Origin of the sequence: Lacrimispora sp. 210928-DFI.3.58, assembly GCF_020554865.1 — a bacterium.
Taxonomy (GTDB): Bacteria; Bacillota; Clostridia; order Lachnospirales; family Lachnospiraceae; genus Enterocloster.
The window spans coordinates 51,301-62,931 of record NZ_JAJCIC010000007.1; the positions used below are offsets into that span (position 1 = coordinate 51,301).

8 protein-coding genes are annotated in these 11,631 nt (G+C 51.4%); 2 read left to right on the forward strand and 6 right to left on the reverse strand.

The window, feature by feature from the left end:
* Window positions 1-58 precede the first annotated feature (58 nt).
* The 6 genes from LIZ87_RS06490 to LIZ87_RS06515 form a co-directional block, all read right to left on the reverse strand.
* The gene (locus LIZ87_RS06490) at window positions 59-1,396 is read right to left on the reverse strand and encodes a uracil-xanthine permease family protein (protein WP_227145903.1); all 1,338 of its coding nucleotides are present in this window, start codon (window positions 1,394-1,396) and stop codon (window positions 59-61) included.
* Window positions 1,397-1,411: 15 nt separating this feature from the next.
* Complete coding sequence (gene arcC, locus LIZ87_RS06495; protein ID WP_178313948.1) at window positions 1,412-2,365, reverse strand: carbamate kinase; 954 nt, start codon at window positions 2,363-2,365, stop codon at window positions 1,412-1,414.
* A gap of 82 nt (window positions 2,366-2,447) precedes the next feature.
* Complete coding sequence (ygeW, locus tag LIZ87_RS06500) at window positions 2,448-3,641, reverse strand: knotted carbamoyltransferase YgeW (protein ID WP_178313950.1); 1,194 nt, start codon at window positions 3,639-3,641, stop codon at window positions 2,448-2,450.
* 91 nt (window positions 3,642-3,732) lie between these two features.
* The gene (locus LIZ87_RS06505; RefSeq protein ID WP_227145906.1) at window positions 3,733-5,049 is read right to left on the reverse strand and encodes a YgeY family selenium metabolism-linked hydrolase; all 1,317 of its coding nucleotides are present in this window, start codon (window positions 5,047-5,049) and stop codon (window positions 3,733-3,735) included.
* A gap of 44 nt (window positions 5,050-5,093) precedes the next feature.
* Window positions 5,094-6,302, reverse strand: a complete 1,209-nt coding sequence (gene dpaL, locus LIZ87_RS06510) for a diaminopropionate ammonia-lyase (protein WP_227145908.1) — start codon at window positions 6,300-6,302, stop codon at window positions 5,094-5,096.
* Window positions 6,303-6,340: 38 nt separating this feature from the next.
* Window positions 6,341-7,006, reverse strand: a complete 666-nt coding sequence (locus LIZ87_RS06515) for a helix-turn-helix transcriptional regulator (RefSeq protein ID WP_178316150.1) — start codon at window positions 7,004-7,006, stop codon at window positions 6,341-6,343.
* Window positions 7,007-7,270: 264 nt separating this feature from the next.
* Here LIZ87_RS06515 and ssnA point away from each other — a divergent pair, with 264 nt between their 5' ends.
* A complete protein-coding gene (gene ssnA / locus LIZ87_RS06520) occupies window positions 7,271-8,602 on the forward strand; it encodes a putative aminohydrolase SsnA (RefSeq protein WP_227145910.1) in 1,332 nt (443 codons plus the stop codon).
* A 37-nt stretch (window positions 8,603-8,639) separates the two neighbouring features.
* Window positions 8,640-11,624, forward strand: a complete 2,985-nt coding sequence (ygfK, locus tag LIZ87_RS06525; protein WP_227145912.1) for a putative selenate reductase subunit YgfK — start codon at window positions 8,640-8,642, stop codon at window positions 11,622-11,624.
* Window positions 11,625-11,631: the final 7 nt, after the last annotated feature.

An 11,631-nucleotide genomic window follows, 5' to 3' on the forward strand; every position in this document is an offset into this window, starting at 1 on the left:
TGGCCAAAAGCCAGAGGGATTTTCTCACGCAGCAACTAGGCAGACTGCATCGAATATATTAAGCCCGTTTTACGGGGGCCTTGTCTCTCGGAAGAGTGATGTTTAGGAAAATGGCAACCAGGGTGGCAATGACCACGGGGGATTTGCCGAAGATGGTGGTTACCCATGACGGGAAGGCGGACAGGGAGGCCGAGGCCTGTGAAACGCCCATGCCCAGGGCAGCGGCAAGTCCCACGATGGAGGTGTTGCGGTAGTTCATCTCTTCGGACATTACAAGCTTCATGCCTGTCATGGCAATGGAAGCGAATACAGACACCGTTGCACCGCCCAGCACCGCATATGGGATGGTTGTCAAAAGAGCGGAGAACTTAGGAAAGAGGCCTGCCACCAGGATGATGAGGGCGGAAAGTCCTAAGGTCACGCGGTTTACCACCTTTGTGGTGGACACGATACCTACGTTCTGGCTGTAGGTAGCGGTGGGAAGGCAGCCAAAGATGGCGCCAATGATGTTGGAGACACCGTAGCCCAGAATGGCGCCCTGGAGCTCCTCTGTGGTGGGCTCCCTGTCAAGGCCTCCTGCTGTGGTAGCCGAGAAGTCACCAATGGCCTGAACGGAGTTAATGACAAACAAAAGTCCAAGAGCGATGCATGCAGATGCCTCAAAGGTAATACCGAAATGCATCACCTTCGGCATCTGGAGAAGGCCTGCTTCTCCCACGCTGGAAAGGCTGACCATTCCAAAGGGAATGGAGAAAATGTAGCCAGCGATCATTCCGATCAGGATGGAGGCCAGCTTCAGGAAGCCTGTTGCAAAGTGGTTGAGCAGAGTAACAACTGCCAGAGTAAAGACTGCTACCACCCAGTTCTGCCAGGAGCCATAGTTTGGCTGTCCGGCGCCGCCTGCCATGTAGTTGATGGCAGTGGGGTAGAGGGAAAGACCAATAGTAAATACCACAGTACCTGTGATCAGCGGCGGGAAGAATTTGCGGATCTTCTTGATGGTAAGTCCCACCAGAAGGGCGCAGATACCGCCTACCACCTGGGCTCCCAGGATGGCGGAAATGCCGGACTGTTCAGCAATAGCCTGCATGCTGGGCACGTATGCAAAGCTTACGCCCAGGATAACGGGGAGGCCGGCTCCCAGATGAAAGCCTTTCTTATTGCCCAGAGGGAAGAGCTGCAGGAGAGTGGCAAGAGCAGAGATCACTAAGGATGCCTGGATCAGGATCACACGGTCAGCTGTCTCGATACCGGCTGCGCCGGAAATGATGATGGCCGGGGTAACGCAGCCAACGATCATTGCGACTACATGCTGGAGAGCCAGGGGGATTGCCTGGCTCATTTTTGGTATTCCGTCTAACTCAAACAGGGATGCATGCTGCTTTTCTGTATTCATTTGGGATGCCCTCCTTTATGCTAAGTGTATATGAGTACCGGTTTTTCCCTGGATACCGTCCTTTGCCTTTTCTAAGAGCGTGATGAGAGCAGTGCGCCCTGGCTTTGATTCAGCAAATTTTACAGCGGCCTGAACCTTGGGAAGCATGGAGCCCGGAGCAAAATGGCCCTCCTTGATCAGTGCCCTTGCCTCCTCTGTGTTCAGATCATCCAGCCATTTTTCTTCCGGCTTTCCGAAGTTGACAGCTACTTTTTCTACTGCAGTAAGGATAATGAGGAAATCCGCGTTTAAGTCCTCTGCTAAGAGCTCGCTGGCGAAATCCTTATCGATGACAGCGCTGGCTCCCTTTAAGTGATTGCCCTGGCGTGTCACAGGAATGCCGCCGCCTCCGCAGGCGATCACCAGCTGTCCGGAATCCACCAGAGAGCGGATAGCACCGATCTCAACGATCTCAGCAGGCTTCGGGGATGCAACTACGCGGCGGTAACCCCTGCCGGCATCCTCCTTCATGATATAGCCGTACTTTTCCTCCGCTACCTTTGCCTGTTCCTCGGTCATGAAATGTCCGATAGGCTTGGAAGGTGCGTCAAAGGCAGGATCATCTGCATCGACCCTTACCTGAGTGATCATGGTTGCAACGGGAATATCGTAGATATCCCTGTTGTAAAGCTCCTCCCGGAGTGCGTTCTGAAGGTCATAGCCAATGTAGGCCTGGCTCATTGCCACACAGACAGAGAGGGGTGTGTTGGGCTGGTTTGCATCTTCGCGGCTTAAAGCAGCCATGGCGTTGTTGATCATGCCCACCTGGGGGCCGTTTCCATGGGCTACGATCACCTCACAGCCCTCTTCAATTAAGTCTACGATTGCTTTGGCGGTAATTTTTACAGCCTTCATCTGCTCCGGCAGAGTGTTTCCCAGAGCGTTGCCCCCCAGGGCAATGACAATGCGTTTTTTCTTTTTATTCTCCATTTTTTGCTTCCCCTTTTCCGGTTTTAAGAAAGAAGGGGCTGCTGGACCTGGTCCGGCAGCCCCTGAGTGTCAAACGGTCATTCTATTTGAATACGCGAGGAGTTCCTTTCTCTTCCAGCTTCTTTAAAATGTCAGCCGGATCAGCGAACTTAGCCAGCATGATCATAGCAGCGATCACATATGGCTTGTAGCTTGCTTCCTTGTACAGAGGATCACGGTAGCGGTCAAATACAGAAGCCTCAACCTCGCCGTCTACGCAGCTTACGCCGTTGATATCAGCAGGTAAGCAGTGCAGGTACAGAGCCTTGCCGTCCTTTGTGGTCTTCATCAGTTCTTCGGTGCAGCACCAATCCTTGTGCTCTGCATTCTGTGCAAGGAGCTCCTTCTCCAGAGCCTTGATGCCGTCAGTGTCGCCGTCAGCATACAGGTTGGTTCTCTTTTCCATTGCAGCAAATGGAGCCCAGCTCTTTGGATATACGATATCAGCATCCTTGAATGCGTCAGCCATGTCATGAGATACGCGGAAGGAGCCGCCGGACTTCTCAGCGTTCTTCTTAGCAACCTCTTCTACCTCAGGCATTACCTCGTAGCCCTCCGGATGAGCCAGAACAACCTCCATGCCCATACGTGTCATCAGGCCGATCACGCCCTGAGGAACGGATAATGGCTTTCCGTAGGAAGGAGAGTAAGCCCATGTCATAGCCAGCTTCTTGCCCTTTAAGTTCTCTACGCCGCCGAACTCATGGATGATGTGGAGCATATCAGCCATACACTGTGTCGGATGGTCGATATCGCACTGCAGGTTTACAAGAGTTGGCTTCTGCTCTAAGATGCCATCCTTGTAGCCCTGGGTAACAGAGTCAACAACCTCGTGCATGTAAGCATTGCCCTTGCCGATGTACATATCGTCACGGATACCGATAACGTCAGCCATGAAGGAGATCATATTTGCTGTCTCACGAACAGTCTCGCCATGAGCAACCTGGGACTTGCCCTCGTCAAGATCCTGTACCTCTAAGCCTAACAGGTTGCAGGCAGAAGCAAAGGAGAAGCGTGTACGTGTGGAATTGTCACGGAATAAGGAGATGCCCAGTCCGCTCTCAAATACCTTTGTGGAGATGTTGTTCTCTCTCATGTAGCGCAGAGCGTCAGCTACGGTCCATACAGCCTCCAGCTCGTCATCTGTCTTCTCCCAGGTCAGGAAGAAATCTCCCTCATACATTTCCTTAAAGTTCAGGGAATTTAACTTATCGATATAATCCTGTAATGTCTTCATTTTTCGTTCTCCTTAATATATATATTTGATTTCTATTGCAGGCCCGGCCGGCAAGAGCCGGGCTTTTGATACATGTTTTGTATAAGACCGATTACTTGCAGTAAACAGTTGGAAGTGCTGCATAAACAGCCGCACAGGTAACAAGATCCTGCTTCCAGGTCTTCTCGTTTGGAGCGTGAGCCTGAGCCTCGGCGCCTGGGCCAAAGCCGATGCATGGGATGCCGTTGCGGCCCATGATGGATACGCCGTTGGTGGAGAAGGTCCACTTGTCGGTCAGAGGTCTTGCAGTTCTCATAGCCAGAGTCTCCTCTGCGCCGATACGTGCATCGCCGTACAGATTGGTGTAAGCTTCCTCCAGGGCCTTTGTTACATCGTGATCCTTCGGGATAACCCATGTTGGGAAGTAGCACTCGATCGGATATACCAGGCCCTTATAGGATGGACGGGAGTACTCGTACATGGAAACGGTGACATCATCGCCGTACTTTTTCACTGCCGGAAGAGCACGGATCTCATCTAAGCAGCTTTCCCAGGTCTCGCCTGCTGTCATACGGCGGTCAAGGGATACTGCGCAGGAGTCAGCAACTGCACAGCGGCTTGGGGAGGTGAAGAAGATCTCGGATACGGTAACAGTGCCGCGGCCTAAGAAGTTTGCCTCTTCCCATTCCTTGTTGTATTTTGCATCCAGCATCTTTACAAGGCCCTTTACTTCCTTGTCGTCAGCAGCGTCATTTTCATTTAATGCTCTTACATCCTGGAGAATGTCAGCCATCTTGTAGATTGCGTTGTCGCCGCGCTCCGGAGCAGAGCCGTGGCAGGAAACGCCCTTCACGTCAATGCGGATCTCCATACGTCCTCTCTGGCCGCGGTAGATGCCGCCGTCTGTAGGCTCTGTGGATACTACGAACTCAGGACGTACCTTATCCTCGTTGATGATGTACTGCCAGCAGAGGCCGTCGCAGTCCTCTTCCTGTACAGTGCCAACTACCAGAACCGTGTACTTGTCGGAAAGCAGGCCCAGATCCTTCATGATCCTTGCTCCGTAAACAGCAGATACGATACCGCCGCACTGGTCAGACACGCCGCGGCCGCCGATCTCAGTCTCAGTCTCATAGCCCTCGTATGGATCAAAGTTCCAGTTGGCCTTATTGCCGATACCTACGGTATCGATGTGTGCATCAAAGCCGATCAGAGTTTTTCCTGTGCCCATGTAACCTAACACGTTGCCCATTGGGTCGATCTCTACCTTGTCGAATTCCAGCTTTTTCATCTCTTCTGCAATGCGGTCAATGTGTGCCTTCTCATCGCAGCTCTCGCCTGGGTTCTTTACGATCTCGCGCAGGAACTTTGTCATATCTTTCTCATAATTCTGTGCAGCTTCTTTGATTTTTGCGTAATCCAGATTCATTTCTATATCCCTTTCCTTCTATATATTAAATTTGTAATATGAATTTACTTGTCAAGGCCCTTCCATACAATGTTCTTGTAGCGGTCCGGGTCAGTGTCTCCCTCAGTGGAGAAGAGCAGAACTCTGGAAGACTCGTCAAGGCCGATGTCATCCCTAAGATCCTTGTACTCATCCATGGTCATCATGGCAGCCAGCGCGCCGAACGGTGCGGCTCCGGACTCACCGGAGGTAACAGGTGCATCGCCCTTGATGGGAGCAGCTAACATACGCATACCGTTTGCAGCTACCCAGTCAGGAGCAGCGATGAATACCTTTACATGGTTCTTTAAGATATCCCAGGAAATGGTGTTTGGCTCGCCGCAGGCAAGACCGGCCATGATGGTTTCCATGTCGCCGTCTACGATGCGGATGTCGCCGTCTCCGGCAGCAGCGCCCTTGTAGAGACATGCGGCAGCTTCTGCTTCCACTACTACAAAGGTAGGAGGATTGTCAGCGTAGAGGTTGGAGAAGTAGCCTACCACTGCGCCAGCCAGGGAACCAACGCCTGCCTGAACGAAGATGTGAGTTGGACGCTCGCAGCCATATTCCTTTAACTGCTCGCCGGCCTCCATTGCCATGGTGCCGTAGCCCTGCATGATCCAGGCCGGTATCTCCTCGTAGCCGTCCCATGCAGTATCCTGTACGATAACGCCTCTCTCTGTCTCGTCCGCTTCCTTTGCAGCCAGACGTACACAGTCATCGTAGTTCATCTCCTGGATATCTACCTGTGCGCCTTCCTTTGCAATGTTCTGGAGACGTGTCTGTGTGGAGCCCTTTGGCATATGTACAACTGCCTTCTGTCCTAAACGGTTTGCTGCCCATGCAACGCCTCTTCCGTGGTTGCCGTCTGTGGCAGTGAAGAATGTGGCCTGACCGAATTCCTCTCTTAATTTATCTGAGGTCAGGACGGAGTAAGGAAGCTCTGAAACATCCTTTCCTGTTTCCTTTGCAATGTAGCGGGCCATTGCGAAGGAGCCGCCTAATACCTTGAAGGCGTTGAGGCCGAAGCGGTAGGACTCATCCTTGATATAGACTTCCTTTACGCCCAGGTAGTTTGCCATCTCTGAAAGCTTTGTGAGCGGTGTCTTGCTGTACTGCGGAAAGCTTTCATGGAAGGTACGGGCCTTTCCGATCTCATCAAGACCCATGACTGGCAGGTTCTTGTCATCGGTTTTGGGCATATGGTTCACTGCCCACTGAATCTTCTGATTCATGATCATTCATCCTCCTTTATAAATGCACCTTTTCTAATTTACTTTTTGTCTTCTGACGATTTGCGGCTGTTCACATCAATGTAGCTGTACAAAGTGAATTTGGAGATCCCAAAATATTTGGAAACCTTATCGCCTGACTTTGTGATAAGGAAGGCGCCTGCATCGTTTAAGAATTGGATGGCAGTGACCTTTTCTTCTTTATTCATCAACGCGGCCGGCTTTCCGACCAGGGCTACGGATTGCTCGATCAGAGTGTCCAGCAGGTCATTGACATTGTGTACGATCGGTTCAGGCTGCTGTCTTGCGTCTTGCTGAGGCTCTGTGTCGATCAGCGCCTTGATGGAACGGTCTACAGTCATAAGGCCTGTGATGTCGTAGTTGATGGAAAGCAGGTAATCAATGGCGTTGCCTTCCTCATTGCGGATGTAAATGGTGCTGGATTTTAAGATCTTGCCTCCGGAGGTACGTGTGAGATACCCCAGATGGTCTTTTAAGGAAGCCGGGTCCTTGCTCAGGGTTTCCAAGACTACTTTGGAAGGTCCATCCCCTTCATGGCGGTTCGTGACATGGCCGTTATTAATATGTACAACGGAGTGTTCCAGGTCATTCCTCTTTAAATCGTGGATAACGATCTCGCAGTCTGGTCCGAACTGTTTCGCAAGGCCGTCGGCAAGCTGTTTCAATAAATCAAGTGTGTAGGACATTGCGCTGCCTCCTTTTATCGGACTCGTTTGATGAAGCTTCTTTATAGTGACTTTGTACAACAACCTTTCTGCAAATTGCTGTCGTGTTGTTTATGATTCCATCATAGCACAAAAATATGGAATTGCAAGAGGTTTTTACAAAAAAATTTTGGACAACTAAAAATTTTTGTATTTTGTGCTTGCAAATGGGGTATGAAGGTGCTAGTATAGGGGTATGAGGAGTAGTTTGAAAAGAAAAAGAAAAGTAAGTAAAGGAGAAAGGTTATGTTAATTATCGGGAACGGGCGTCTTGTGACGAGAGATGCGGAGCAGCCATTTTTTGAGAACGGCGCAGTAGCTATTGACGGGACAGCAGTGAAGAAGGTGGGAACTCTGGAGGAGATCAAAAAGGAATTTCCTGAGGCCGAGTACATCGATGCCAGGGGAGGCGTGATCATGCCGGCCTTCATTAATACCCACGAGCACATCTACAGTGCCATGGCAAGAGGCCTTAGCATCAACGGATACGACCCAAAGGGCTTCCTTGACATCTTAGACGGCATGTGGTGGACTATTGACCGCCATCTGACAAATGAGCAGACACGCCAGAGCGCCAGAGTTACCTATATTGATTCGATCAAGAACGGCGTTACCACTGTATTTGACCATCATGCCAGCTTTGGACAGATCAAGGACAGCTTATTTGCCATTGAGGACGCGGCAAAGGAATTCGGCGTAAGGACCTGCCTGTGCTATGAGATCTCCGACAGGGACGGCATGGATAAGGCAAAGGAAGCAGTAATGGAAAATGCAGCCTGGATCAGGCATGCACTGGCAGATGATTCTGATATGATCGCAGGAATGATGGGTATGCATGCCCAGTTCACCATTTCCGATGAGACCATGGCCCTGGCAGCTGCCAATAAACCATCGGAGGTTGGCTACCACATCCATGTGGCAGAAGGCATTGAGGATCTGCATGACTGCTTAAAGAAGCATGGAAAACGCATTGTGGACCGCCTGATGGACTGCAATATCTTAGGAGAGAAGACCCTCCTGGCCCACTGCATCTATGTGAATCCTCATGAGATGGAGCTCATCAAGGATACGGACACCATGGTAGTCCACAACCCGGAGTCCAATATGGGCAATGCCTGCGGCTGCCCGCCAACCATGGAGATCGTCCACAGGGGCATTCTTACGGGACTGGGCACAGACGGCTATACCCAGGATGTGCTGGAATCTTATAAGGTAGCGAATGTACTCCACAAGCACCACCTCTGCGATGCAAATGCGGCCTGGGGCGAGGTTCCGCAGATGCTTTTTGAGGGGAATGCGAAGATCGCGAACCGCTACTTTAAGAAGCAGCTGGGCGTATTAAAGGAAGGCGCTGTAGCAGACGTGATCGTGGCTGATTATGTGCCGAGAACGCCTATGCATGCAGGCAATGTAAACAGCCATATCCTGTTCGGCATGACAGGCAGAAGTGTGGTCACCACTGTATGCAACGGCAAGGTTCTTATGAAGGACAGGGAGCTCATCGGAATCGACGAGGAGAAGGTCCTTTACGAGGTGAGAAGCGAAGCAAAGAAGCTGGCTGATTCCATTAACGGTTAATGGCAATTATAATAGGAAGATTGGAGGAAGAAAAGATATGAGCGACATTATGACACCTATCCCATTTGGAAATTTAATGAACTGGATCTTAAAGGAGCATGAAAAGGGAGCCATCTTTGGCGTAAAGAGGCCCTTTGTGGCAGATAAGGCAAAGAATTATGAGATCTTTGGCCGGAAGCTGGAGACGCCTTTTGGCCCGGCAGCAGGTCCGCACACGCAGCTGGCCCAGAACATTGTGGCATCCTATGTGGCAGGCAGCCGTTTCTTTGAGCTGAAGACCGTACAGAAGCTGGACGGCGAGGATCTTCCGGTGTCAAAGCCCTGTATCAAGGCCGATGACGAGTGCTACAACTGTGAGTGGTCCACAGAGCTTTACGTGCCTCAGGCTTATGACGAGTATATCAAGGCATGGTTTGCCTGCAAGGTGATCGCAAAGGAATACGGCCTGGGCGATATGGACGGTTTCCAGTTCAATATGTCTGTTGGCTATGACTTAGACGGCATCAAGACAGAAAAGATCGACCGCTTTATCGAGGGAATGAAGGATGCCTCCGACGCTTTGATCTTTAAGGAGTGCAGACAGTGGCTTCTTGACAATATCGGAAGCTTTAAAAATGTAACAAAGGAGGATGTGGAAGGGATTTCTCCGGCAGTGTGCAACTGCGCCACTCTTTCCACCCTTCACGGATGTCCTCCACAGGAGATCGAGCGCATTGCAAGATACCTGATCGAGGAAAAGAAGGTACATACCTTTATTAAGTGCAACCCAACTCTTCTGGGCTACGAGTATGCAAGGAAGCTGATGGATGATATGGGCTATGACTATGTGGCCTTCGGCGACTTCCACTTTAAGGATGACCTTCAGTACAGCGATGCCGTTCCCATGCTGGAGCGCCTTCAGGCCCTGGCTGATGAGAAGGGGCTGGAGTTTGGCGTAAAGATCACCAATACGTTCCCGGTAGATGTCAAGCAGCATGAGCTTCCCAGCGAGGAAATGTACATGTCAGGAAAGTCCTTATACCCCCTGTCCATGTCCGTTGCTTTAAAGCTGTCTAAGGATTTCGGCGGAAAGCTGCGCATCTCCTATTCCGGCGGCGCAGATTACTTTAATATTGAAGATATCGTAGATGCAGGCATCTGGCCTGTTACCATGGCAACCACTATGTTAAAGCCGGGCGGCTACCAGAGATTAGAGCAGATCGGACACATCTTTGCAAAGAAGGAGGCTGCTGCCTTTGCGGGAGTGGACGCAGCAAAGGTGGAGAAGCTGGTTGAGGCTGTGAAGACAGATAAGCACCATGTTAAGGCTGTAAAGCCCCTGCCCTCCAGAAAGGTTAAAAAACCAGTTCCGCTGACAGACTGCTTTATCGCTCCATGTGAGGAGGGCTGCCCCATCCACCAGGATATCACCAGCTACTTAAAGCTGGAGGGAGCAGGAAAGCACAGGGAGGCTCTGGAGGTCATCCTGAACAAGAATCCTCTTCCATTTATCACAGGAACCATCTGTGCTCATAACTGCATGAGTAAGTGCACCAGAAACTTCTATGAGACCTCTGTGAACATCCGCAGGACAAAGCTGGAGGCAGCAGAGGGCGGCTTTGAGGAAGTGATGGCCGGATTAAAGGCTCCTGAGGTGATCTCAGACAAAAAGGCAGCCGTAGTAGGCGGCGGTCCCGCTGGCCTGGCAGCAGCTTACTTCCTGGCAAAGGGCGGTATGAAGGTGACTCTGTTTGAGAAGGAAGCTCGCATGGGCGGCGTTGTGCGCAACGTGATCCCAGGCTTCCGTATCTCCCATGAGGCCATTGATAAGGATGTAAAGATCGTGGCAGCCATGGGCGTGGAGATGGTAAATAACCATAAGGTAAACTCTGTGGAGGAGTTAAAGGCGGACTATGACTACATTGTCCTGGCAGTGGGCGCCTATGAGCAGGGAGTCCTTAAGCTGGAGGCAGGAGAGACCGTCAATGCCCTGGAATTTTTGGCACAGTTCAAGGCCACAGACGGAAATGTGGACTTAGGCAGGAACGTGGTAGTGATCGGCGGCGGAAATACCGCTATGGATACAGCAAGGGCTGCAAAGCGCAATAAGGGCGTGGAGAAGGTATCCCTTGTATACAGAAGGACCAGAAGATATATGCCGGCGGACGAGGAAGAGCTGGTAATGGCCTTAGAGGACGGCGTGGAGTTTGCAGAGCTTTTAGCTCCTGTAAAGCTGGAGAACGGTGTTCTGGTATGTAAGAAAATGGTGCTGGGCGATATGGATGAAAGCGGCCGCCGCGGCGTTGTGGAAACAGATGAGATCGTAAATGTACCTGCTGACACTGTGATCGCGGCAGTGGGCGAGAAGGTTCCCGGCAGCTTCTACGAGGCTGGCGGCATTGCTCTCGACAGCAGAAGACGTCCTCAGGTGAACCAGGATACGCTGGAGACCTCTGTGAGCGGCGTATACGCAGTGGGAGACGGACTCTTCGGACCTGCTACAGTGGTAGAGGGAATCCGCGACGGCAAGAAGGCAGCAGAGGCCATCATCGGAAAGAGCCTGGCCGACAAGATCTTCAGCCTGTCAGATGCAGATACCATCTACGGACGGAAGGGAAATCTCTGCGAGGAGGATAAGGATCAGGTGGACAGCAAGCGCTGCCTTTCCTGCAGCAGCTACTGCGAGAACTGCGTAGAGGTATGCCCCAACAGGGCCAACATTGCCCTGGTGGTACCTGGCATGGAGAAACACCAGATCATCCATGTGGATTACATGTGTAATGAGTGCGGTAACTGCCGCAGCTTCTGCCCATGGGACAGCGCTCCTTATCTTGACAAATTCACCTTATTTGCAAATGAGGATGATATGATGAACAGCACCAACCAGGGCTTTACTGTCCTGAATGCAGAGCGCGGCTTCTGCAGGGTGAGACTCTTTGACAAGCTGAGGTATTACACCGTAGGCGCAGAGGCTCCTGAGATCCCGGAGGGCATCCAGAAGATCATTGCCACTGTGATCAGGGACTACAGCTACATGCTGTAACATAATA

Coding starts and splice junctions, on each gene's coding strand:
- arcC (WP_178313948.1), bottom strand. CDS start 2,365: ATGGAGAATAAAAAGAAAAAACGCATTGTCATTGCCCTGGGGGGCAAC.
- LIZ87_RS06505 (WP_227145906.1), bottom strand. CDS start 5,049: ATGAATCTGGATTACGCAAAAATCAAAGAAGCTGCACAGAATTATGAG.
- ygeW (WP_178313950.1), bottom strand. CDS start 3,641: ATGAAGACATTACAGGATTATATCGATAAGTTAAATTCCCTGAACTTT.
- ygfK (WP_227145912.1), top strand. CDS start 8,640: ATGAGCGACATTATGACACCTATCCCATTTGGAAATTTAATGAACTGG.
- ssnA (WP_227145910.1), top strand. CDS start 7,271: ATGTTAATTATCGGGAACGGGCGTCTTGTGACGAGAGATGCGGAGCAG.
- LIZ87_RS06490 (WP_227145903.1), bottom strand. CDS start 1,396: ATGAATACAGAAAAGCAGCATGCATCCCTGTTTGAGTTAGACGGAATA.
- dpaL (WP_227145908.1), bottom strand. CDS start 6,302: ATGAATCAGAAGATTCAGTGGGCAGTGAACCATATGCCCAAAACCGAT.
- LIZ87_RS06515 (WP_178316150.1), bottom strand. CDS start 7,006: ATGTCCTACACACTTGATTTATTGAAACAGCTTGCCGACGGCCTTGCG.